This is a genomic window from Pseudogracilibacillus sp. SO30301A, assembly GCF_037072025.1.
In the GTDB taxonomy this organism is placed as follows: Bacteria; Bacillota; Bacilli; order Bacillales; family Amphibacillaceae; genus Pseudogracilibacillus.
The window spans coordinates 21,707-44,955 of the sequence record NZ_JAXHDD010000013.1 but is presented as its reverse complement, the minus strand read 5'-3'; the positions used below and the strand labels follow the sequence as shown (position 1 = coordinate 44,955).

Here is a 23,249-nt window from a genome sequence, read left to right as displayed (position 1 = left end):
CCACAGTGTAGCTGCCTGACATTCACTTGTCCGCTGTTAACGTATGTCGCAGGGAATTCCACTAGCATATTTTTGGCATCCCTGCGTCGAACACTCCTATACGGACAAGCAAAGTCAATGTTGGCGGATAACATTTAATATCAAAACAATGTCAACACGGGGGTTTAAATCGAATAAAGGGAGGAGTTGAGATGAGTAAAACCATTTTACTGAGATTGAACAATAAAATTGAAACCAAATGTTAAAAAAGTTTCAGATCGTCCAATTACCTATCATCAAGATTTTAAAATAATAGCGATAAAGGAAAGTCTAGAAGGTAAATCTGTGGTAGTGAATACTTTAGGATACGATCCTATTTGGTTTGGAGTTATCATTGTACTTGTCGCAGGGATGGGTGTCATAACTCAACCAGTTGGGGTGAACGTGTTTATTATGAAGGGCCAGTGGCTTCTTTTTATTTTTAGACATGAAATTGCTTATGTAAGCGATTCTTTTTAGCAAGCTAGTTCCTACGATTCCTACGATTAGGCTTGTCATTAGTCTACTTTGTTACCTTACTTATTGGTAGAATGTATTCGGCTGGACCTTCTCAAATGTATAAAGTGGGAGGGCTTCGCAATAGGTTCATGTATCACCTTTTGCTGCTAAAAGTACAAACATTATAAGGCTCAACTTTTGATTAGCTATTTACAGACTTAAGGGTTTTTCATCAAATTATACTACATATCTCTGTTTTAAATACAAAAAGCAATGGACGCCACATAGTATTGTACTTTGTGACGTCCTACATACTTTTATAGAAGATATATTTTCTCTCGTTGAAAACCTACCACTACATTTCCAGTTTCAATTATATTTGTAAGTTTATCAGCAACAATCTCTTCACCTGCAAGTTTAGCTAATGCAATTAAAGTGGAGACATAATAAGCTTGATTTATTAAATGGTGAATTTCTTCTTCATTTTGGTAGAGTTCATAAGCTTTTTCAAATATGAAATGAAAAAGGTGCTCAGGTAAATCATTCAGCAAGATATTCCATGCTTCTTCCAATTCTTTTTCCTCTATTTTTTCTGTATAAATAGTCGGGAGTTCTTTTAAAGCCTTCCATATCTTTGAGTCTCCAAAGGAAACTGTATTTAACTTCTCTGCTAGCGTATTTTTGGAAATCCACTCTATTTCATAATGATGAACATGTAATTCATCTAATAACAGTTCTAGTTTCGTTTCAGTCTCTTGATTATAATGACCCGCTTTTTCAAACCATGGTAATTGTAAAACAGTCCCAGCGATATCATTTAATAAAGCAGTCTCGCCTTTCAAATCATATTGATCAAATATCAATGTCATGAAAATCCTCCTCCTAATATTTCGTGGTTAATTCGGGTGGACCATATTTCGGTCCATATGGTCCTTCTTCCAACCAACGACCTAATTTCGGAATGACAGCAGATAAGGAAGCAGCAACTTCCCGTTTCATATTCATCTTCGGAGAATTTCCTTGGATATGTTGAAGCGCCGTAGTTGATGCATTTCTATTCCACTCTGCTGCAATTTTTCTCTCGGTTGCCGCAGCTTCGATAGCTTCTAAACGATCATTTTTATTATCGGCCTTTAATGCTAGGTCAATCCCTCTAACAGCAATAAGTGCATCAGGTACACCAGAGTTGAGTCCTCTTGCCCCGAATGGTGCAAACAAATGAGCCGCTTCTCCCGCTAACAAAACGCGTCTATGCTTATCTGTAAATGAATCTGCAACAACTTGGTGGAATCGATAAGAAGAAACCCATGTAATACGCTCCGCATATTTCGGATCCATTACTTTTGGAAGCCATTTTTTTACCCCGTCAATCGACATGTATTCGTTTACATCATCATCTTCCAAAAGCTGCAAATCAATACGCCATCCATTTTTAAATGGCACCATCAATACATTTCGTTTTTCTATAGCCGGATGTTGATAATGGAACGTTCTTTCGAGTGGGAGCGGATTATCTAAGTCTTCATCCACATCTACTACCAAAAATGTATCATACGTACGTGGACCTTCAAATTCGATACCTACTTCTTTGCGAACAACTGAATGTCCTCCATCACAACCGATGACATATTTCGTCTCCAATAATTTTCCGCTCTCGGTTGTGAGTGTCACCTTTTCTTTAGAACTATCGACAGTTTTGATAGCATCTCCCCACATAAAATTTACATCTTTCTTTACACAGTGCTGATATAAATATTTTTCAATCTCATGCTGATGTAATGAAGTGAAATGTGGCAATTTTTCGGTATTAGTATTATCCGTTACGCCATAATTACGATAGTATACTTCTTTCCCTTGAAATAAGGTTCTTACAATTGGCCAAATTACACCATTTCTCGCCAGCTCAAAACCTAATCCTGGAGACGTTTCTTCTAATAATTCCAACGTTGCATTGTGTAAATAAATTGCTCTACTTCCAGGACGCGGATGATCTTTTGGTTTTGCTTCGATAACTAAACATGAAATACCTTTATTTCGAAGTGCTAATGCAGCTGTTAAACCAACCGGACCAGCACCTACTACAATTGCATTGTATTTTTCATTCATTTTTCCTAACACTCCTCTATCTTTGAAGATAACTCTATTATACTGTAAAGCATAAAGAGTTATAGGCTTGTGTTCTTGTATATGGAACTATTTTAAAAAACTAGATAAATAAACTCATCAACAATCCATGGATTTGTATCTACAACTATGCGATCATTAGTGTCTGGAAGAGTATATTATTAATAGCATCCTAAAAGTTCTGATATTTTTTGTGCATATTGTTTAATCTTATTAGCAATTTTAAGAATACCTTTTTCATGAAACCTGCTTGTTCTGCCAATAGTGGATAGTGAGGAAACAACTTCTCCCATATGGTTTCTAATTGGAACAGCAATACCTGTGTAATTTTAAAATACGAGTTTTCAGCGATACAATAACCATCTTGTCTTATTTTTTGAAATTGATTAATTAATGCGGCTCTGGTTGTAAGTGCGATTCTTAAATGGATATAAATGGGATTTCAATACTATTTGGATTTTCCCGCAATTTTGCTATACACAAATACAAAGTCCTTTGCTTGTACAATGAATAGGATTTTCCGTGCAATTTGGGTAACTAACTAAGTGCAACTTAAGGCTTGGCGAGAACTAAGGTTTTCTATTTTTTCCCTTAGAAAACTTTGGTTACAATAAATGATGTATAACTTAGAAATGACTAAATCTTCCATCATTTTCTGTAATGGTTTTTGAATATATTTATGTAGTATCCATTTTTGTACTACTTTTAGAATTGACCCGAACGCTCATCGATAAATTAAAGAAATATTCCGATAATTGATACATTAATTCATTAATTGCTATTGAGATTTAACTTGTTGCGCACGGAATATGATATTAAGGTATCCTAGGAGATTAGCGTATTCGTAAATTAATGCAGTACCACTGATTATTAATTTGTTTTTCACATTTCAATTTACGTAATCGTTTCACTTGTTAATAGATTCTCCTTTACAATCTCTTTTAATTTTAACTTGCTAATTTTTCCAGACGGCATGACTGGTAACGCTTCCATAAACATATAATATTTTGGAAGTTTATACTTTACAAAATTATTTTTCATATATTCTTCTAATTCGGGGAGAAGAATTTCTGCCCCTTGTTGTTTCACAATACAAGCGACAACTGCTTCTCCTAATAATGGGTCAGGAGTTCCAACTATCGCTGCATCAGCAATTCCAGTATATTCATGTAGTGTATCTTCTAGTTCCTTTGGATATACATTATATCCGCCGCTAATAATAGTATCAGACTTTCTTCCAACAATCCGAATGTATCCGCTTTCATCCTTAGTTGCTAAATCCCCGGTATAAAACCAACCTTCTTCATCAATAACTTCTGCTGTTTCTTTCGGTTTTTTATAATACCCTTTTGTTATTCCTGGACCACGGCAAGCTATTTCGCCTACTTCTCCAACAGCACATTCATTTCTACGTTCATCTACTATTTTAATTTCTGTTCCAGGTATTGTTTTACCGACTGTTTCTGAACGCACTCCATCACTATCTTCAAAACTAGTTATGGTAACAGTGGCAGATGTTTCGGTCATTCCGTAAGCTATCAAAATATTACAATCCATTTCCTCACGAATCTTTCTTATTAACTCTATTGAACTCGGTGCCGCTGCAACTTCTCCAGTCCGAAGTGAACGTAAATCGTACTTGTCTATTTGTGGGAAGTTTAACTCTAAATTGAACATCGTTGGTACTCCGGGATGAACAGTAACCTTTTCTTGTTCAATCAATTTAAGTGTATTTGTGACAGAATACTTTCTCATTAATACTAATTTGCCACCACTCGTTAATGCTCTTAAAGTAAATGTTACTCCGAAAATATGAAAGAGAGGGCTTGGAATAATATAAACATCTTCTTCAGTCACTTGCATACGACGTCCTGCTGCGATTGTTGCTGACATTAAATTACTATGTGTCAACATGGCTCCTTTAGGCTTTCCAGTCGTTCCAGATGTATACATAATCGTCGCTAAGTCCTCTTTCGGTTGTTCATGAATGTACTCATCTTTTTCTACTGCCATTAAAAGATCTTCATAACTTACAAAATCTGGATCGGTAAATCCAACGGAGATTTTAAATTTAAAATTGTTGATTTTCGAACAAGTCTTTTGGTAATGTCGAGGTGCATCACAAAATAAAACGGTTACATCAGATTGGTTAATAATATGATCAGTCTCATTTTCTTTAAAACCGGGGTTAATGGGGACAAATACTGCCCCTATACGGGCGATGGCATAATATGTCACGATTAATTGGATAGAGTTTTGCAGGGAGACACCAATATGATCACCACGATTAACTCCATTTACTAGTAATCCTTTGGAAAGCATTGAAACTTGTTCGTTCAACTCTTTATACGTCAATCTGATCCCTTCAAAATAAATTGCTTCACGACTGCCGTATTTTTCTGTCGTTTCATATAACTGGTTACTTATATTCAATTGTTTCATTGAATAAATACTTCCCCTTTCTAATCAATAACGATCTGTTATCTTCTCGATAATCATATCTGTTTCTTTTATACCGTTATGTCTGTTGTCGGTGTTATTGTTTATAAAGCGCTTTCTTTTCTTTCCCCGTAAGTTTGTTTCTTTCTACACTTTTACTTATACACCTATCCATTTGGTTGATGATTGTTTAAGTTGCGTTTCATTAATGTAACGTTACATTACATCCATTCAAAGCTGCTGTGTTAGCAATCCTAGTACCCATTTCTCTAGTACCAATTATTCAAATTGTTTGTTTTGGCATAATTGTATCCTCCTTCTTATAATGATACTGTAAATGTATTATAGTTTTTAAGATTTCATTTTAAAACCAGTATTATGTAGGAATTTATTTTCAAATCTTCCTTCTTTAAGTCGGGACTCCCTCTCACTTATGTATGCATATCGTATAATTTAAGTGCCATCATTAGTTGGAAAATATGCTCAGAATTATCTAAATCAACATGTAACAGCTCTTCTATCTTTTCTAACCGATACCGTAAAGAACTTCGGTGTAAGAATAGTAAGTCTGCTGTTTGTTTTGCATTGCAATTGGTGGATAAAAAACTTTTCAACGTATGCAAAAGATCCATATTGCTTTTCTTCGAATACTCGAGAATTGGTTCTAATTGGCTCGTCATAAACAATTCGGCTGCACGTACATGTTGTAAATGTTGTAAAACTGTATATGCACCTAGATTTTCAAAGAAAGCATAGTCCATTTCATGATAGTTCTTTTGGATAATTTTTAGTGCTTGATACGCCTGCTCACTGCTGACATAATAATCTTCTAAACTAGCTGTAACGGAGCCGATACCTAACAAAGCTCGACAAATAATGGCACTATCCATAATTACTCTATTAATCTCTTGCATCAAGTTGCGATAATATGTAATATCGTCTTTTTGATCTGGAACAAACAATACGAATTGTTCTTTAAATGGTGCAGCAATTACCTCCATTTCTTTTTCCAAAATAAATTGTTTCAAATAATCCCAAATAGCCGTTTTCCCCATTTGAGCATCAAGTAAATCTGTCTCGTGTTGTCCGTTTTTAACTTCTAATGATAACATGGCTACACGATGTGGATGATATATATTCCAATGAAATAAATTAGCGTATTGTAAAACTTTGTCCTTATCTGTTATTGCAGGAACTAGCAATGAAGTAGCTAAATTTTCTTTTGCTTGCTCTGTTGTACCGTAAATAAATTTTCGTTTACTAAACTGTGTGGCATATATGTTTCTTGCTATTTCAATCATTAGCTGATCATATTCATCTAGATCCTTTTTAGATGCTTCAATCGAAACATAACCTAATAGTTCGTCTCCTCGTTTAATTGGCCATACTGTATGCCTTTTTCCGTCTACTGAAATTAAAAAATAATCCATATTATTTTCCTGAACATCTTTTATTTTCTTTGTAATTGCTTGAATATTTAATTCCTCCTGATTTTCAGTATGGAAATGCAAACAATTTTTAAAGTGATCAAATAATATAATAGGCTTGTAAAAGATTTGATGGACGACATCGGTGATGCCTGCAAAATCTTCTTGATCAACTGTTTTTTTTACGAGTGCTTCCTGGTAATTTAACAAGGAACGTAACCGCTCATGGTTTTCCTGTTCATTATGGTAAAGACGGGCATTCTCTAATGATGTGGCTATATGAGTGCTTAACAATTGGACAGTGTCAAGATCTTCTGCATTAAATCCATCCGAATCCTTATCTTCTAAATGAATAACGCCAATTGTTTTAAAGTCCATCGCAATTAACGTTGTCATTTTATTTGCTCCTATTTTATCTAAGTAGGGAAAATAGTTAGTTAATGCATTATTTGAAGTTACCTTAATTTTTTTAGGCATTTCTTTTTTGCCATAGGAAGGAGATTGGAAAATAAATTCATTATCAATGTCATTAAAAAGATAAATACATGCATACTGAGCACCTGTACCTTTACCGGCCATGGATGTTATTTCTGAAATTTTTTCTTTAAATGGTAGATCAAGAGAAAGGTTGTTTATAACCCACTCAATTCCTTCCATTTTCTTAAGTTGTTTTTTTCTTTCGCGTGTAATATGAATAGCGAGCGCAATGTCTTTTCCAAATTCCTCAAATTGATTTTTCATTTCTAATAATGGAATACTTTCATAAAATCCGATAACGCAGAAACCATTCACTTCCAAATCATCTTGAATGGGAACAGTAAACCACGTATTAACAGAAGCGTTGTTTAAAGCTACAATAATTGGGCAATGGTGTTGTTCATCAGTTAGCATTTCATTCGTCATACTATTTTTTAATAATTGGCTCGAGCAGTGTGCCGCTTCTATTGGAAAAACATCTGAAAACACTGGCTTAACTTTACCGCTTATCACACGTAATTTAAATGTCTCCTCATAAAGAAAAACGATTCCAACAAAATCGCAATGTAATTTTTTTTGAAACGAATTGCTTATATACTGTAACGCTTTTTCTTCACTATCAATTTTAATCAAATGACGAGACATCCGTCGTAAATGCCGTTCTGTCTTAGTCACCATTTGGGATTGTTGCATGAAGCGCTCCTCCTTTAGTTAGCGATAAAAATTCAAAGTTCAAGTAAGGGTGAGTGGAAATTGCCACCCTTATAAAACAATTGAAATCTCCAAATCAAAACCTCTCTCTTAATAAGTTTATTATTGATCCACTCAACATTTCTTTTATTACAATCTCCTTTTTTATTTAATCAATTTTTTGTTGTTAGGCTTAGTTACACAATGTATTTTCCTTTTCTCGAGACATTTTAAAAGATAAGTTTGAATCGTACTTACCAAAATGACATGTTCTCATTTTCAAATGAGTCTAGCCTAAAATTTCATCTATTACAACTAAATTGGCAACATCTCCTGATTCATATTGGGATAGAATCTCTTCAAAAATTCGAATTGCTAGTCGCTCCTTCCCCAGCCCTGGGATACTCCTGCTAGCCCCTTAAATATCTCGATGATACTAGATTTTGATCCCACAATCTCTTACCCAATTAAACATTTCGAATACCAACTTTATTTTAGGGTCAAGCAAAATGTGATCATGGTGATATAGATTTGATTATATACATTGTTTGGGTTGGGTGGTCATAAATCTTTTTCAAAACTAGATGCTGGTTCACCCATTTATAAAAAAACTCAATTTTCCAGCGAATCCGATAAAGATCAGTCATTTCCTGCGCACTTATTTTTGCATCATTGCACACCAAGGAGATCTTGTTCCTAAGATTACGCCCAATGTGTTCGCTAATACGCTATAGGAAAATGCCTTCAACTGAGCGTATAGAAACAATGTGATGAACGTGACGATGTCTAATTAGGGTTATGGGCAGGACTATCATACTTTCTAATTATAAGGTTTTTTAATACTACTTAACAGTGAAAATTCTTAAAATTCACGAATTTATAGTGAGATTATTGAGTTTTCTAAAAGGTAATAAAGCACTTCTGAAAATTTACGGAGGGTTTCAATTTTCTACTTTTAACGAAAGAAATTGAATACAACCTTTTCAGGATTTAATCATGTATGTTTCTATTTTAAAAAACAGATAGACTTTAATCGATAGAAATTAAAAATAAGACGTTGAAAATCGAGGGTTGATTTGTTCAAAGAGAAGGTGAGATTGCATATGTGTATAAAGTGAGAATCTGAACTTCCAAACAAAATGATCGGTCACGGACAGACCTGTACTAAAGGGTATCATTAAAAAGTTGAGTCCTTAATGGAATTATCAATCTTGATCAAGCTATCTAGAGTAGCATGCATTTTAGATAGCTTGATTTGTTTGTAAGAGTACTCATGTTTTTTCTTAAGCGTGATAGCCAAAAATTTGTGAAATTTTTTCCACTTCTTCCTTTGCAATTTTACTAACGACATCATCAGGACGCGTAGGTATTTGCGTGTTAAAGCCTACGAGAGTAACACAGCCAATAATTTTTTTATCAAAATTTAATATCGGTATACTGAAAGAAGAAATATGTTCGACGATAGGTTCCGTTGCATAGGCAAATCGTGTTTTTCTTATCGTTTCAATCTCCTTTTCTAAGTCAGTTTTCTGCTGGGTATGCAAGCTTGCTAATTCTTTTTTATGCCACTCCTCAATCATCGTCGCATCTCCAAAAGCTAGATAAACTTTTCCGGCCGAAGATAATAAAGGTAACCTTGTTCCGATATCTGCTCCAATATTAATTCCTACATGTGTACTCCAAATATTTCCTATTACTGGTCCGCTGTTTGTCCAAACAGAGAGTAACGTTGTCAAGTTAACTTTTTTACTAATTGTTTTTAAATAAGGGGCAGAGATATCGATTAAATTTACGCTTCCGATTGCCGCATTACCAAATTCAATTAACTTACTTCCTAAGTAGTACGTGCCTGCTTCATCACGAAATAAAATACCTTTCATCGTTAGTGTATTTAAATATTTGTGCAAATTACTTTTTGTCATACTTGTTATATTCTCAATATCTGTAAATTTCAGGGGGCGCGCTTCTTGAACGATTTGATCAATAAGTTCAATTCCAGTTTGGAGCGATTGAATTACAGTTTGATTTGTAGTTGTTTTGGACAATTTGATCACTCCTTTAATCATATGAGTATCATTGCATAAAAATAAAGGGATGTCTATTTTAAATAGGCTAATTGTTTCCTTTCACAAATTTATGGATTTGTTTAACCCAAAAATAATGATTTACTTTTAAAATCTTCTACTTTGCGTGACATGGTGATCCTCTATGGAGCACAATTTCTAAGCCACGGAGCCAGCTAGTACAAAACGATGCTAGTTTGCCACTTCACGTACAGATGTGCAGTGAATGTATGTTAACTTGATTCACGTAACACTAGTATATAGAATTTCCATTTCTTGTGTCAATGTTACCGTTAATTCTTTTATGGAAGTACCAACCCACAGTGTATTGAAATAAAGCTAATTCGGCAGATTTATAATCAAGGTATAAAATATGAACTAATTATAAACTAAAATGTAACAGGAAACTATATTAGCATCCTATACGATAGCGAAGTAAAGAAATAATTAGAAGAACAAATTTCAATTCGAAGTAATCAATGTGTGTTCTTGATAAGCGCTGAAAAGACTTTTTATTCTAGTATCAACCATAATTGCTTTTGTGGCATTAAATATCGAAAATAACACATTTTTTTCATAGAGTCATTAGACGTGTATAAGGCAGTACGATTTTCGTATGTCTAGTTTGTAATGATTAAAAGGGATTATCCAACAGTAGTGAAGAGATTTTCAAAAAAGCATATCAAAGGGGGTTGAATTTTATATATTGAAATTAAGGAAAATTATGTATTTAAAAAAACGGCAAAGTAAAAAAAACTTGCTATTGACACAGAAATAAGAATGCGCTATCATTAAAAATATAAAAGAGAACAATGTTCATCATTAGGAAACAAAGGAGAGGTTAGCGTGAAACTAGTTACATTTACTCATGAAGGAGAAACAAGGATTGGGGCGTTAGAAGACGACAAAGTAATTGATCTAAATGCAGCTTTTCTTACATATTTACAATCAAAAGGGGAAATTAGAGCAGCACAAATTGCGGAGGCTTATATTCCAAAAAATATGGTAGGGTTTTTAGAAGGCGGTCAAACGAGCTTAGAATATGCAAAAAAAGCGGTAGAATTTGCCTTAAACAACTTTGGGGATGCTGAGTATGTTTTAAAGGTGGATGAAGTATGGCTGGAAGCACCAGTTCAGCAACCTAAGAAAATTATTTGTGTTGGTCATAATTACCGAGAACATATTTTAGAAATGGGTAGAGAAATTCCACCGTATCCGCTTGTATTCGCTAAATTTTCTAATGCTTTGATTGGACCAGAGGACGATATTCCTTTCTTTCCAATTTCAGAACAATTGGATTATGAAGCGGAATTTACATTCGTTGTTGGAAAACGTGCAAAAAATGTCAGTGAGAAAGACGCATTAGATTTTGTCGCAGGGTATACGATTTGTAACGATGTTACGTATCGCGACATCCAGCGCCGTACACTGCAATGGCTACAAGGAAAATCTGTTGACGGAAGTGCCCCAATGGGTCCTTGGTTAGTAACTTCTGATGAATTGACTAATCCATCTGGATTAGATATCACTCTGTATGTAAATGGAGAAGAAAGACAGCGATCTAATACAGAAAATCTTGTATTCTCAGTTCAGAAACTAGTAGAGTTCTTGTCGAATCTGATGACACTTGAACCGGGAGATGTCATTATGACGGGTACCCCTGGAGGAGTTGGTGTCGCAATGGAACCGCAATCCTTTTTAACAGACGGTGATGTTGTCCGTATCGAAGTAGATCAAGTAGGGGTATTAGAAAATAAAGTAGCAAAGGTGGGTGAAAAAGTTAATGCAAACAACTGAAAAAGTCCAATCTGTTCACCATAATATTGATGAAATGATAGCATTCGTTCGTGGATTAGATGAAAAAACGATTCGCTGGAATCCGACAGAAGATGAATGGTCAATTATGCAAATTATTGTCCACGTCGCTGAAGCGATACCGTTTTGGCTACGTGAGATAGAAAGAATTATAGAAGATTCTTCAGCTAAATGGGGGAGAGGGCTTACAGACGAAGACCGCCTTTATGCAGTCTCTGACGAAAATATTCAAAATGTGAAGGTAGACGACGCGATTCGGGATTTAAAAAAAATCCCATCTTTAGTAGAAAAATCATTATCATCTTTAACAGAAGATCAACTCAAGATCGTAGCGCCATGTCATAATCCAAACTTTGAAGGGAAACCTGTCCAGTTTATCATTGATAATTTAGTAGTAAAACATGTTGAAGGTCATCTAGGTCAGATTAAGCGTAATCTTAGTAAGCTGGATGACGAAGAAAATTAAAAAAGAAAGGAATGGTCAGCATGTCTAATGAAACACAGGAATTTTTAAAAAGTAATTTGGTCAAAGATTTTACAAAAGATATTCAGCAATATAACCTTGGGCCGCTTTGGGAAGCAATTCCAGAAGTGATGAACAAAAGCCCTGAACCACATGCGCAAGCCTATTTATGGAGTGGAGAATTGCTAAAGAAGAAATTAACGGAAGCAGCGGAAATTTTTACCCCTGAACGCGGTGGAGAGCGTCGTGCGATTTATTTCCAAAATCCAGGACTAACATATCGTAAACCGTGGGGACAAGTATCAACTACCCAAACTCTATATGCAGCTGTACAGTTGTTACAGCCTGGAGAAGAAGCACCATCGCATCGACACTCACAAAGTGCAGCAAGGTTTATTACGGATGGTGAAGGTGCATATTCAATCGTTCAAGGAGAAAGAATCTTTATGGAAGAAGGGGATTTTCTTACGACTCCTAAAAATTTATGGCATGGCCATGGTCATGAAGGAGATAAGCCGATGGTTTGGATGGATATGTTGGATATCCCAACTATTTACTCCATTGGTGGTACATTTTTTGAACCATATGATGGTGGTTTACAACAGCCAGATGTACCTGACAATTTCTCTGAAATTCGTTACCGCGGAGGAATGGTCAGACCAGTAGGAGACGGAAAATATACGATTGCTCCACTTGCCAACTTTAAGTGGAATCGTATTGTAGATGCTATTAAAGGATTAATGCATTTTGATCCAAATTCTTATGACGGATATGCAGTAGAATATATTAATCCGTCGACAGGAAGATCAGCTAACCCGACAATTGGCACGAGAATGCAATTTTTACCGAAAGACTTTCATACGAAAGCGCATCGTCATACCCACTCGACGATTTATTACGCCCATCAAGGGTCAGGTTACACGGTTATTAATGGAGTTCGTTTTGATTGGAAAAAAGGGGATTATTTCGTCGTACCAAATTGGGCGTGGCATGAACATAAAGTGGCAGAGGATGCCTATCTGTTTTCAGCTAATGATATCCCAATAATGGATCGTTTTGATCTAGAACAAGAGGAATATTATACATTGAATAAAGGTCATCAGGAAGTAACTGGGGAGTTTAAACCTGACTTTAGATGATAGAAAAAGTTTATGGGAAATCATTAAAGTGGTTTCCCTATTTTATTTTTCTGCTCTACAATATATGTTGGGGTTTATACAAAGTTCAAAAAATAAGAGCAAGAATGCTCCTAATTTGTTAGACTGAATTTATACCGAAAACACAGTACAAAAAGGAGTTGCTTGTACTATGAATTCTAACATCTCTTATCAGGGATTGGGAGGATCTTGAGAGTCTTCTAAGCCTTTATTAATCAGTATACGTATTGCTTCATTTCTCGTACGTATATCGTTTTTTTCTTTATATTCATTAATTTTCTCGACCATATTACCTGGTAACATAACAAATGTGCTGGTGGTTCTATCTTTGGTTGACATTTACTCACCTCATATAAATCATGAACGAAAAACCGCATAATAGCAAGATTTTCGGCTTATCTTGCTTTTTGGAGGATGGACTTTGAGGGTGAATCAACTAAAATGTTAGAAGAGGATGGTCGGGTGGGGAGTGCATGATGCAGAGTAGCTTGTGCAACATGCACAGTGGCTGTCGCAACATGCTAAGTGGCAAAAAAAGATGCATATGAAAAATCGCTCATCCGTTGAAGACATTCGAAAAGACAGTTTGATTTACCTGATGAGTATCCAACACTTCAATATAAAGTGAAAGGAAAAGTTTATGAGAGAAAATCGTGGATTTCGATCAAACCAGGCTTTATTCCAGGAACTGAAGTAATAATTATTTATGACCCACTACAACCAGAAAAAGCATATCTGAAAAATATCACCGTTACTGTTCATCTCCTTTCGTGACGAAAAGTAACATCTAATCAAAAAATGTTACGTTTAATACCATATATCGATTCCGGAAAATTATTATTTGGATAATGGGTTGTTGAAAAAATACAATGTTTAAAGGGATAGATAATGTTAGTAATATTTTTGATTTTTATTATTTTAGGATTAGGAACAATTATTAGAAATTTAATAGTGATACGCAGACAAAATGATACAATTATTGATATTTTAGATGCTATATATAAATGAATCAGAAGATGACTTTTAATTTATGTAAAGGTCATTTTCTGATTCATTGTTTGTAAGAGTTTAAAATATATTACCGTTATGGATAGTTGGGATCGAATTCTATTCGAGTGATTTTTTGGATTCAGTGTAGATATTCTGGTTTATTTTTTATTAAGGAGTGTCGCATAATGGGATAATGACCAGCCATCCGAGTATGATGACTGATCCCCAAAATCAAAAATCTATCTACCCTGATACAGATGAATGAGGTTATTGTTTTGTCCTCTTGCGAAAATGTCGGTTCGGTTTGGTCCCCAAGAAACTGCGGCTGGAGCGGATGTTAAGTTGCCACCGATCCGTTGCCACGTTTCCCACGCTCGGCCGTTCCATGTAAGCTTCCACAAGGCGTTATCGGTTCCACGTGCGAAAACATCGAGATGATTTGCCCGCTTTGATGAAACCGTTGGCGCGCTTGTCATTTGTCCGCCAAGGCTTTCCCATCCGCTCCAATTGCGCCCATTCCACCATAGATGCCAAAGCGCATTATCGGTACCACGTGCAAATACATCGATTCGGTTCGGTCCCCAAGAAACAGCTGCTGGTTCAGAAGTGATTTGACCGCCTAAGCTTTCCCAACCCTCCCACACTTGGCCGTTCCACGTTCGTTTCCATAATGCATTATCGGTACCACGTGCAAAAACGTCGATTTGGTTCGATCGTCTTGATGAGGCTGCAGGGCCAGTTGTGATTTGTCCATCAAGGCTTTCCCATTCACTCCAGTTATTACCGCTCCACCAAATATGCCAAAGTGCATTATCCGTTCCACGTGCAAATACATCGATTCGGTTCGGTCCCCAAGAAACGGCTCCAGGTGGACCGGTAATCTGGCCACCAAGACTCTCCCAATTACTCCAGTTACGTCCATTCCACCAAATATGCCATAGCGCTCCATCTGTTCCACGAGCAAAAACATCAAGACGATTTCGTTGCCAAGAGGAAACAGCTGGTGCTGATGTAATCTCTCCACCGAGGTTTTCCCAGCGACTCCAGTTATCTCCTGGTTGCTGTCCGCCTTCATCCCTAATCAAATCTAATGTAATTTGAATAACTTGAAGTAATACTTGATTAATGATATTTTGTGGTACTCCCGCTTGCCGAAATAAAAGGAAAACCCATGGTACTTGGTTTCGAAACTGATTATAAATTTGATTAGCTGTGCGATTACTTCCTGCTTGGTTGATTGTATATGTTACGACAAAGAAAAAGATGTTATTAATGTTTTGCCTGCTCATCCCCGCTTGTTCTAACTGACTATATAAATCGGCATGTTCGGCACGCAAAATTTGCAAAACTTGTTGTGTGTTCACTTGCTGCAATGTTTCTATCGGATAAAGCATAGGGTCATAATTGTTTTCAGGTACTCCAAAATAATATGGATTTTGAAACATGTGTATTCCTCCGCTTTTTCATTAGCATATGCAAACGCCCTTAAATGAGGAACTCGTTATATCCTGTTCGATTTTGATAAAAACGATTTGAAAAGTGAAGCCAAGTATTAGAAGAGGTTATTGCCATGCTCGAATCTCTTGAAGACGGAACCACCATCGAAATTAACGGGCATACCGATAACCAAGGTGAGGAACAATACAATTTAGAGTTATCCGAAAAAAGAGCAGCATCTGTTGAAGCATATATACAGGAAAATGGGGATCTCGGTCACTTAATATGTCAATGAATGGCTATGGGATGGCAAAACCAATCGCCTCGAATGAAGATGAAGAAGGTAGAGAAAAAAATCGCCTGTTGAAATAGTTATTAATCCTTAAGCTAAAAGTTTAATTATGAATATGTGGAGTTGAAATTACTTGTATAAACGTTTTGTGATCGGGCAGCTTTTAATTGTGTTATCTGCATGTTCTTTTGAAGCTTTTCGTGAAAATATTATCCTTCCTAATTTAGATTATGAGGAGGGTGAAGCGAAAATAGAAAACTATTTATTATAAACGTACGGTAAAGACTTTACGATTATAGAAACGAAAAGAGCATGTAATGGATTTGGGACAGATTGTGCGTCAGAGATAGAATCATTTGTTTATGCTAACGATACACCAGACATTGTTTTTAGTGTAGAATATGACCCAGAAGACGATACTTTTTGACAATTACCATCTCTGTTTTTGGAAAGCGCAAATAACCGAAGAAATGGAAAGTCTTTTTCAGATAATTTTCGGAGATGGTATAAAATTGAATACATTTTTATTACTAAATGGTGATTTGTTGACAGCAGACTCCTTTCCGAATTATAAACAAAATTAGGTAATGAAATAAAAAATATGGAACTGGACGTATCCACTAATCAGTGGGATGAAAAAGATGAACATTGGAGAGAAGAAGCGAGATACTTAATTGAATTGAAAGAATCAGTTTTAGCGATAGGGCTAGAAGAACACGATTTGCAGTATATTGAACTAAAAAAGAAGGTTGTCAATTCGGCAACGGATGAAATAACTGTCCTCTATATTATTGGTATCGGGGATATATCAGATGAAGAAAGTGTTAAAAACTATATTCAACAATACGATTATTATTCGGCAGGATGATTAAGGAGGTGGAGTTTTTTGAAAATCATCGTAACATCAGATACCCATCTTCGGGGAAAAATTCGTGTGCTTCCAAAAGAACTCCTCTCCGCCTGTGAGCAGGCCGACCTTATCATTCACGGTGGGGATTGGAGCGAAAACTTTGTTTACAAGACACTAGCGAGTTTTGCTGATGTTATTGGCGTACACGGAAATGTCGACTCAGACGAAGTGAAGAAGCAATTTCCGGAGCGGCAATTAATCGAGGTAAAAGGATTCAAAATTGGAGTTACACATGGGCATGGGGAGAAGAAAACGTCGGAAAAGCGGGCGCTTGAAGTATTTGAGACGGACGATGTTGATATCATTATTTTCGGTCATTCGCATATTCCAATGATGCGGTATGTTGGAAAAGTATTGCTGCTTAACCCAGGTTCTCCAACATATAAACGAAAACTACCATATTTTTCTTTTGCGATGTTAGAAATTAAAGAGAATAGGTTATATTCGCAATTTGTCTTTTTTCCATGATAAAATTTGGATAGATGAAAAGGAGGCCGAGGGATGAGCATAAATTTTGCCAAGATAGATACACCAGCTTTGTTGTTGGATTTAGATAAACTAGAAAAGAATATTGATGATATTGCCAGTTTTGCAAAAGAGGCAGTAGTTGCCGTACGGCCGCATATCAAAACACATAAAAGTATTAAAATAGCACAGAGGCAAATTGAAGCGGGAGCAGTAGGTCTTACTGTGGCAAAAGTTGGTGAAGCAGAAATAATGGTCGCTGGTGGGATAAAGGATATTCTGATTGCATATCCACTCGCCGCAAAACCAAAGCTAGAACGAGTGAAGAAGCTGATGGAGCAAGCAAAAGTCATCGTAGCAGTGGATTCCGTGGAGCAAGCGGATTTATTGGAGGAGTGTTTTGATCCCAAAAATCCGCTAAACGTGTGGATTAAGGTAAACTCAGGGTTGAACCGGGTCGGGGTGGATCCGAATGAGCAAGTCGTGGAGTTGGCACAGCATGTGAAGGGACTATCTGGACTTCGGCTGGACGGAATTTTTACTCACGCAGGACATTCATATGCCGCTTCGTCGACCGAGGAAATTGAGACGATCGCAAATGAAGAGGCGGCTGCTGTGGTGACAAGTGCGGAATTATGTGAAGCAGCAGGCATTCCAATTCCGAACCGGAGCGTTGGATCGACACCGACATTTAAAATTGCTGGTACCGTGGAAGGAATTACCGAAATCCGACCTGGAAACGCAGTATTTTATGATATGGTACAAGTCGGACTTGGCGTTGCTAAAAGGGAGCAATGTGCACTCACCGTGCTTTCAAGCGTCGTTTCTGTGAAGAAGAACCGAATTGTTATTGACGCTGGTAGTAAGACGCTCGCACTCGACCAAGGGGCACACGGAAATGCAAGTATCGCTGGTCACGGATTTGTGAAGGAACACCCCGAATTTGTCATCGCTCGTCTATCCGAGGAACATGGCGTTATCCCGGTTGAAGGCACGGTCGATGTGAAATTGAATGATCGACTTACAATTATTCCGAATCACGCTTGTGTTGTCGCGAATTTGTTTGAAACGTATTTGGTGTATCGAGACGGAAAAGTGATCGACGAATGGAAAGTCGATGCGCGGGGAAGACTGCAGTAAAAAAATGGTGGATGAAGTATGTCCCCAACCGTGGTAAACTAACATAAAAGGAACTAAGGGAGGTTTTCCCTATGATTAGCCAAGACCAAATAAAAATAATTCGCACTACGTTATCGAAATTTAACCCAATATTTATTATTCTTTTTGGATCTTATGCAAAAGGTACTGCACGTAAGGATAGTGATATAGACATTGCTTTTTTTACTCAAACGGATATTTCGGATTATGAACGTTTTCTGACGGCTCAGCAACTTGCGGAAAATTTACAGATTGAATCCGTTGATCTTGTTGATATTAGAAAAGTGGATACTGTATTTGCTGCACAAATTTTTTATACAGGAGAAGTTATTTTTTGCAAGGATGAAAATGAATTTATTTTACAACGAATAAGAGCACTTTCTATGTACACAGACCTAAATGAATGCCGAAAGAAAGTGTTGGAAAGAATAAAGGAGAGCGGATCCGTTTATGAACAGTGATGTGAGCTTATCTAAAATAGCAACAATAGAACGGTGTATCATCCGTGTAGAAGAAGAAGTTTACGAACATAATCCGAAAAACCTTCATAACTATATAAAACAGGACAGTATCATTTTAAATATACAACGAGCATGTGAAGCAAGCATAGATCTTGCCATGCATATAGTTAGCGAAAGGAAATTTGGATCCCTAAAACTAATCGTGAGGCATTTTCTTTATTAGAAAACAACGGTTATATCGATTCGGAAGTTTCAAAAAATATGAAAGCAATGGTTGGATTTCGAAATATTGCTGTATATGACTACCAATCCATTAACCTAAGCATTTTACAGTCTATCATTGATAAACATTTACAAGATTTTAGAAGATTTGCGAAACAAATAATGACTAGTAAATAAGGGTATCATAAACTTCAAAGGAAATGGGGAAAAGTTATGTCGGTTATTGATATGAAAGCAGCTAAGAAATGGAAGCAGGTACCTAAGAATTTACAGCGAAAAATTATTGAAAATGTTTTTTGTGGAGAATGCTTTGTAACGACCATTGTGGATTACTCACTTCATGACGATTCCCATGGCGTTTTGCTAAAAGGAAAATGTGAAAAATGTGGTAAGGATGTAGCACGATTAGTGGAGGATTTTTAATAGTATATAAGGGATTGGGATAAAAGCTCATGTTCAATATGCGGACTGAGCTTTTTTTTGACCAAAAGTTCAAAATGATTCAAAATTTTCATATATCGAGACAAAGGTTCATTGGATTGCAATAATGTAATGAAGTTTAGATGAATTTGTTTTAAACTGTATTGCAGGCATATTATCTATTTAGTATGATAAATAGTGAAGGCGGTTTCATCAATTGCTTCCATAAAGGAGATGATGAAAAAATATATATTCTAATCGATTTTTGAATGTCGATGTCCCCTTTGTACTCTGTATGACGTAAAAAAGGAGGAAAAAAAGATGAGTATTCCGAGAGAGAAGTTATTATGGATGTACGAAATGATGGTTAAGATTAGGTATTATGAAGAGACGATGGAAGAAGTTTATATGGAAGGAAAAACTCCTGCATTTAATATTGGGGCTGGGACGGTTCCTGGTGAGATGCATTTATCGAATGGACAAGAACCTGCAGCAGTTGGTATTTGTGCACATTTGACGGATGAAGATACAGTGGCTTCCCCGCACCGTCCGCATCATCATGCGATTGCTAAGGGAGTAGATTTAAATCGAATGACCGCAGAAATGTTCGGAAAAGCAACGGGGCTTGGAAAGGGAAAAGGCGGACATATGCATTTATTTGATCCGAGAGTAAAATTTGCTTGTAGTGGAATTGTCGGAGCCGGGATTCCGCAGGCGGTGGGAGCGGCACTTGCTGCGAAAAAGAGAGGTACGGATGCTGTTGCAGTTGCTTTTATTGGAGAAGGGGCGGCAAACTCAGGTGCTTTTCACGAATCACTGAATTTAGCTGCTTTGTGGAAATTGCCAGTCATTGTCGTTGTTGAGGATAACCAATATGGAATTTCGGTACCTAAAGATAGCGCGACTTCTGTGGAGTCAAACCACTTACGTGCATCTGCATATGGAATTGTTGGAGAACGAGTGGATGACAATAACCCAATTGAGATGTATAAAGCATCAGAACGCGCAGTTGAGCGGGCTAGAAACGGGGAAGGTCCTACAATTATTGAAATAGAAACATATCGTTTTCTTGGGCATTTCCAAGGGGATCCAGAGCTTTATCGAGGTGAGGATGAAGTTCCGAGTTTACGGGAAAAAGATCCAATTGATCGACTGAAAAATTATATTTTATCTGAAGGTTTGACCGACGAGGTGGAACTTACGGAACGTGAAAACCGCGTAAAAGCATTAGTCGATGAAGCATATCAGTTTGCTAGAGAAAGTGAATATCCTGAACCTGAAGCTGCACTAGAGGATCTTTTTAGCAGTTAAAAGAGTATGAAACTTTTTTACTGCTCACTGGCTAAAACCGTCACGTCCTGTGACAACACCAGTACTAGTACGTCAATCACTCGTAAGTGCAACTAAGTCATTCTCCGTTAGCTTGGTGATAAGCCAAGTTTTCTAATGAATCAATAAAAAGATGAAGGAGGATCACGAAATGGAAACTGTAAAAAAACAGCGTTTGTTGACTGGAAATAAAGCGATGGCCGAGGCGATAGCCCTTGAAATGGAGAGAAATGAAGAAGTATTTGTCTTAGGTGAAGATGTTGGAAAATATGGTGGGATTTTTGGATCGACAGAAGGTTTGTTGGACAAGTTTGGCCCTGAGCGAATTATGGATACACCAATTTCAGAAACTGCCTTTATCGGTGCTGCAATTGGAGCAGCAGCAGAGGGGATGCGGCCGATTACGGAGTTAATGTTCGTTGATTTTTTTGGTGTTTGTATGGATCAAATTTACAATCATATGGCAAAAATCCCGTATATGTCCGGTGGGAATGTGAAAATGCCGATGGTTCTCATGACCGCTGTTGGTGGAGAATACAACGATGCGGCGCAGCATTCTCAGACGCTTTACGCAACGTTTGCCCATTTACCCGGAATGAAAGTCGTCGCTCCAACGACACCATATGATTTAAAAGGGATGATGACGTCTGCAATCCGGGACGATGATCCGGTAGTATTTATGTTCCACAAAACGTTACAAGGTTTAGGTTGGATGGATCAATTGGATGCGGCTGTCGGACATGTTCCTGAAGAAGCCTATACAGTGCCCTTAGGAAAGGCAAACGTTGCTAGAGAAGGTGCGGATGTTACGATTGTCGGCATCCAGATGATGACAGTTTATGCTTTGGAAGCAGCAGAAAGACTTGCGGAAGAAGGAATTAACGTAGAAGTTATTGATCTACGTTCACTTGTCCCACTAGATAAGGAAACTATTTTAGAATCTGTACGAAAAACGCATCGTTTATTAGTTGTTGATGAAGATTATTTATCTTATGGAATGACAGCGGAAATTAGTGCAATTGTTGCTGAGGAAGCGTTATATGATCTCGATTCTCCAATAAAAAGACTTGCAATACCAGATGTTCCAATCCCGTATAGTCGTCCACTTGAGCAGTTTGTTGTTCCTAGTGCGGATAAAATCTATGAAGCGGTAAAGGAAATGCTGGAGGAAGACTAATAGCTTTCTAAGGGGTGCAAATACGATGGCAGAAGTTATACTTCCAAGATTTGATGAAAATTATGAAGAAAGCTCGATCATATTTTGGCATAAACAAGAAGGAGATACTGTTCAAAAAGGTGAAGTGTTAGTCGAAGTTCAAACGGAAAAAGCGGTTAGTGAAATAGAAGCAGAAGCGGACGGAGTATTAGAGAGAATCATTGTAAAAAGAGGAGAGGTAGCAACTGTCGGAGATGTTTTAGGTATTATTGCAAAGACAGGTTCAGATGCATCGGTTGAGGAAGTCACTGAATCTACCGTAGCAGCTACTATTGCGGAAGAGCCCGCTAAACGTTCCTTCGTTCGGGTAGCACCACGCCTACGGAAACTGGCAAAAGATCTAAACGTTGATTTAACGGAAGTTCAAGGATCCGGTAGCGGTGGCAAAATTACAGAAAAAGATATACGAAAGTTTGTAGAAGGTAAGTCAGGATCTGGTGAAAGATTAACCGGTATTCGGAAGACAATTGCCACTCGGATGAGAGAAAGCTTACAAAATAGCGCCCAGTTGACGGAAACTGCTTATGCTGATGTGACAAAACTTGCAATTAAGCGGGAAAATTACGAGAAAAAAATGAGCTGGAATAGTTGGATAGTTTACGCTGTTGTAAAGGCGATCAAAGAGCACTTATATATGAACGGTACGTATGAAAATGATGTATGGAAACAGAGCGAAGAGATTAATTTAGGAGTTGCAACGGATACGGAAGAAGGACTCTTTGTTCCAGTCGTGGAAAATGCGGATCAGCATTCACTTGAATCCTTGGATAAAGAGGTAGAAGCGTTGGCACAATCTGTTCAAGATAAAAAAATTGATCCGAAAAAGATATCTGGTAGCACCTTTACGGTTACAAACTTGGGTGCATTTGGCATTCACTTCTTTACACCAATCATTAATACACCTGAAGTCGCAATCTTAGGGTTAGGAAAAATTGAAACTTATTTAGTAATTGAGAACGGACAAGTTTTGGAAAGAATGAGGATCCCGTTAAGTTTAACATTTGATCATCAAATTATCGATGGAGCGCCAGCCGCAAGATTTTTACAAACATTGATTGCGTACTTAGAGAACCCAGAAAAAATAGAATAGTAGTAGTGTATAGTCTCCCTACGTCTTGATGTGGGGAGAATTTTTATAGATGCTTGCCCTGATATTTAGTGGCATGAAAGATGCAGAGTTACTCGCCTGACATACTTAGAGAATCTAACATAAAGTC

21 protein-coding genes and 3 pseudogenes are annotated in these 23,249 nt (G+C 37.0%); 16 read left to right on the top strand and 8 right to left on the bottom strand.

The genetic code is table 11. From position 1 onward, the window contains the following. Nucleotides 1-324 precede the first annotated feature (324 nt). Nucleotides 325-498: a TRAP transporter large permease subunit gene (locus SPD89_RS08725; protein ID WP_336261571.1), complete on the top strand. Its 174-nt coding sequence runs from the start codon at nt 325-327 to the stop codon at nt 496-498. Between the two features lie 296 nt (nt 499-794). Here SPD89_RS08725 and SPD89_RS08720 read toward each other — a convergent pair whose 3' ends face one another. From SPD89_RS08720 to SPD89_RS08700, 6 genes are all read right to left on the bottom strand, one after another. Beyond that, nucleotides 795-1,346: a hypothetical protein gene (locus tag SPD89_RS08720; RefSeq protein ID WP_336261570.1), complete on the bottom strand. Its 552-nt coding sequence runs from the start codon at nt 1,344-1,346 to the stop codon at nt 795-797. Nucleotides 1,347-1,359: 13 nt separating this feature from the next. Further along, nucleotides 1,360-2,583 carry an NAD(P)/FAD-dependent oxidoreductase gene (locus SPD89_RS08715; RefSeq protein ID WP_336261569.1) on the bottom strand — a complete coding sequence of 408 codons (1,224 nt, stop codon included), beginning with the start codon at nt 2,581-2,583 and terminating at the stop codon, nt 1,360-1,362. Between the two features lie 179 nt (nt 2,584-2,762). Further along, the gene (locus SPD89_RS22980; protein ID WP_442961100.1) at nt 2,763-2,918 is read right to left on the bottom strand and encodes an IclR family transcriptional regulator domain-containing protein; all 156 of its coding nucleotides are present in this window, start codon (nt 2,916-2,918) and stop codon (nt 2,763-2,765) included. 577 nt (nt 2,919-3,495) lie between these two features. Then, entirely contained in the window at nt 3,496-5,043 is a 1,548-nt protein-coding gene (locus SPD89_RS08710; RefSeq protein WP_336261568.1) for a class I adenylate-forming enzyme family protein, read from the bottom strand. A gap of 428 nt (nt 5,044-5,471) precedes the next feature. Then, the gene (locus SPD89_RS08705; RefSeq protein WP_336261567.1) at nt 5,472-7,637 is read right to left on the bottom strand and encodes a helix-turn-helix domain-containing protein; all 2,166 of its coding nucleotides are present in this window, start codon (nt 7,635-7,637) and stop codon (nt 5,472-5,474) included. Between the two features lie 1,280 nt (nt 7,638-8,917). Next, entirely contained in the window at nt 8,918-9,679 is a 762-nt protein-coding gene (locus tag SPD89_RS08700; protein WP_336261566.1) for an IclR family transcriptional regulator, read from the bottom strand. Nucleotides 9,680-10,543: 864 nt separating this feature from the next. Here SPD89_RS08700 and SPD89_RS08695 point away from each other — a divergent pair. The 3 genes from SPD89_RS08695 to SPD89_RS08685 are packed head-to-tail and all read left to right on the top strand — an operon-like array spanning nt 10,544 to nt 13,114. Next, nucleotides 10,544-11,494 carry a fumarylacetoacetate hydrolase family protein gene (locus SPD89_RS08695; protein WP_336261565.1) on the top strand — a complete coding sequence of 317 codons (951 nt, stop codon included), beginning with the start codon at nt 10,544-10,546 and terminating at the stop codon, nt 11,492-11,494. After that, entirely contained in the window at nt 11,481-11,978 is a 498-nt protein-coding gene (locus SPD89_RS08690) for a DinB family protein (protein ID WP_336261564.1), read from the top strand. Before SPD89_RS08695 ends, SPD89_RS08690 begins: the two co-directional genes overlap by 14 nt. Before the next feature lie 20 nt (nt 11,979-11,998). After that, entirely contained in the window at nt 11,999-13,114 is a 1,116-nt protein-coding gene (locus tag SPD89_RS08685) for a cupin domain-containing protein (protein WP_442961093.1), read from the top strand. Between the two features lie 189 nt (nt 13,115-13,303). Here SPD89_RS08685 and SPD89_RS08680 read toward each other — a convergent pair whose 3' ends face one another. After that, entirely contained in the window at nt 13,304-13,471 is a 168-nt protein-coding gene (locus SPD89_RS08680; RefSeq protein WP_336261562.1) for a ribbon-helix-helix protein, CopG family, read from the bottom strand. A gap of 270 nt (nt 13,472-13,741) precedes the next feature. On the opposite strand from SPD89_RS08680, the pseudogene SPD89_RS22975 reads away from it, so the two are divergent. After that, nucleotides 13,742-13,906 (top strand): annotated as a pseudogene (locus SPD89_RS22975) (DUF3592 domain-containing protein); the annotation flags it as partial. A gap of 455 nt (nt 13,907-14,361) precedes the next feature. Here SPD89_RS22975 and SPD89_RS08675 read toward each other — a convergent pair. Next, nucleotides 14,362-15,567: a sialidase gene (locus tag SPD89_RS08675; RefSeq protein ID WP_336261561.1), complete on the bottom strand. Its 1,206-nt coding sequence runs from the start codon at nt 15,565-15,567 to the stop codon at nt 14,362-14,364. A gap of 113 nt (nt 15,568-15,680) precedes the next feature. Between SPD89_RS08675 and SPD89_RS08670 the strand changes: the two are divergent. The 11 genes and pseudogenes from SPD89_RS08670 to SPD89_RS08620 form a co-directional block, all read left to right on the top strand. Beyond that, a pseudogene (locus tag SPD89_RS08670) lies at nt 15,681-15,854 on the top strand (OmpA family protein); the annotation flags it as partial. A gap of 130 nt (nt 15,855-15,984) precedes the next feature. Beyond that, nucleotides 15,985-16,122 (top strand): hypothetical protein, encoded by a 138-nt coding sequence (locus tag SPD89_RS08665; RefSeq protein WP_336261560.1) that lies wholly within the window; start codon nt 15,985-15,987, stop codon nt 16,120-16,122. Nucleotides 16,123-16,452: 330 nt separating this feature from the next. Continuing rightward, nucleotides 16,453-16,719 carry a hypothetical protein gene (locus SPD89_RS08660; protein ID WP_336261559.1) on the top strand — a complete coding sequence of 89 codons (267 nt, stop codon included), beginning with the start codon at nt 16,453-16,455 and terminating at the stop codon, nt 16,717-16,719. 18 nt (nt 16,720-16,737) lie between these two features. After that, nucleotides 16,738-17,229, top strand: coding sequence for a metallophosphoesterase family protein (locus SPD89_RS08655; protein WP_336261558.1), 492 nt, complete (start codon nt 16,738-16,740; stop codon nt 17,227-17,229). Nucleotides 17,230-17,262: 33 nt separating this feature from the next. Further along, entirely contained in the window at nt 17,263-18,366 is a 1,104-nt protein-coding gene (locus tag SPD89_RS08650) for an alanine racemase (protein ID WP_336261557.1), read from the top strand. Between the two features lie 71 nt (nt 18,367-18,437). Next, complete coding sequence (gene mntA / locus SPD89_RS08645; protein ID WP_336261556.1) at nt 18,438-18,845, top strand: type VII toxin-antitoxin system MntA family adenylyltransferase antitoxin; 408 nt, start codon at nt 18,438-18,440, stop codon at nt 18,843-18,845. Further along, nucleotides 18,835-19,244: pseudogene (gene hepT / locus SPD89_RS08640) on the top strand (type VII toxin-antitoxin system HepT family RNase toxin). Before mntA ends, hepT begins: the two are co-directional and overlap by 11 nt. A 36-nt stretch (nt 19,245-19,280) precedes the next feature. Further along, nucleotides 19,281-19,490 (top strand): hypothetical protein, encoded by a 210-nt coding sequence (locus tag SPD89_RS08635; RefSeq protein ID WP_336261555.1) that lies wholly within the window; start codon nt 19,281-19,283, stop codon nt 19,488-19,490. 318 nt (nt 19,491-19,808) lie between these two features. Then, nucleotides 19,809-20,798, top strand: coding sequence for a thiamine pyrophosphate-dependent dehydrogenase E1 component subunit alpha (locus SPD89_RS08630; RefSeq protein WP_336261554.1), 990 nt, complete (start codon nt 19,809-19,811; stop codon nt 20,796-20,798). 169 nt (nt 20,799-20,967) lie between these two features. Continuing rightward, complete coding sequence (locus SPD89_RS08625) at nt 20,968-21,993, top strand: alpha-ketoacid dehydrogenase subunit beta (RefSeq protein WP_336261553.1); 1,026 nt, start codon at nt 20,968-20,970, stop codon at nt 21,991-21,993. Between the two features lie 25 nt (nt 21,994-22,018). Then, nucleotides 22,019-23,122 carry a dihydrolipoamide acetyltransferase family protein gene (locus tag SPD89_RS08620; protein WP_336261552.1) on the top strand — a complete coding sequence of 368 codons (1,104 nt, stop codon included), beginning with the start codon at nt 22,019-22,021 and terminating at the stop codon, nt 23,120-23,122. The last annotated feature ends 127 nt before the right edge of the window (nt 23,123-23,249 follow it).

What these genes read in the sequence shown, in the direction of transcription:
- SPD89_RS08720 (WP_336261570.1), bottom strand. Translation starts at nt 1,346, where the DNA reads ATGACATTGATATTTGATCAATATGATTTGAAAGGCGAGACTGCTTTA.
- SPD89_RS08715 (WP_336261569.1), bottom strand. Translation starts at nt 2,583, where the DNA reads ATGAATGAAAAATACAATGCAATTGTAGTAGGTGCTGGTCCGGTTGGT.
- SPD89_RS08710 (WP_336261568.1), bottom strand. Translation starts at nt 5,043, where the DNA reads ATGAAACAATTGAATATAAGTAACCAGTTATATGAAACGACAGAAAAA.
- SPD89_RS08705 (WP_336261567.1), bottom strand. Translation starts at nt 7,637, where the DNA reads ATGCAACAATCCCAAATGGTGACTAAGACAGAACGGCATTTACGACGG.
- SPD89_RS08690 (WP_336261564.1), top strand. Translation starts at nt 11,481, where the DNA reads ATGCAAACAACTGAAAAAGTCCAATCTGTTCACCATAATATTGATGAA.
- SPD89_RS08685 (WP_442961093.1), top strand. Translation starts at nt 11,999, where the DNA reads ATGTCTAATGAAACACAGGAATTTTTAAAAAGTAATTTGGTCAAAGAT.
- SPD89_RS08680 (WP_336261562.1), bottom strand. Translation starts at nt 13,471, where the DNA reads ATGTCAACCAAAGATAGAACCACCAGCACATTTGTTATGTTACCAGGT.
- SPD89_RS08675 (WP_336261561.1), bottom strand. Translation starts at nt 15,567, where the DNA reads ATGTTTCAAAATCCATATTATTTTGGAGTACCTGAAAACAATTATGAC.
- SPD89_RS08660 (WP_336261559.1), top strand. Translation starts at nt 16,453, where the DNA reads ATGGAACTGGACGTATCCACTAATCAGTGGGATGAAAAAGATGAACAT.
- SPD89_RS08650 (WP_336261557.1), top strand. Translation starts at nt 17,263, where the DNA reads ATGAGCATAAATTTTGCCAAGATAGATACACCAGCTTTGTTGTTGGAT.
- mntA (WP_336261556.1), top strand. Translation starts at nt 18,438, where the DNA reads ATGATTAGCCAAGACCAAATAAAAATAATTCGCACTACGTTATCGAAA.
- SPD89_RS08635 (WP_336261555.1), top strand. Translation starts at nt 19,281, where the DNA reads ATGTCGGTTATTGATATGAAAGCAGCTAAGAAATGGAAGCAGGTACCT.
- SPD89_RS08630 (WP_336261554.1), top strand. Translation starts at nt 19,809, where the DNA reads ATGAGTATTCCGAGAGAGAAGTTATTATGGATGTACGAAATGATGGTT.
- SPD89_RS08625 (WP_336261553.1), top strand. Translation starts at nt 20,968, where the DNA reads ATGGAAACTGTAAAAAAACAGCGTTTGTTGACTGGAAATAAAGCGATG.
- SPD89_RS08620 (WP_336261552.1), top strand. Translation starts at nt 22,019, where the DNA reads ATGGCAGAAGTTATACTTCCAAGATTTGATGAAAATTATGAAGAAAGC.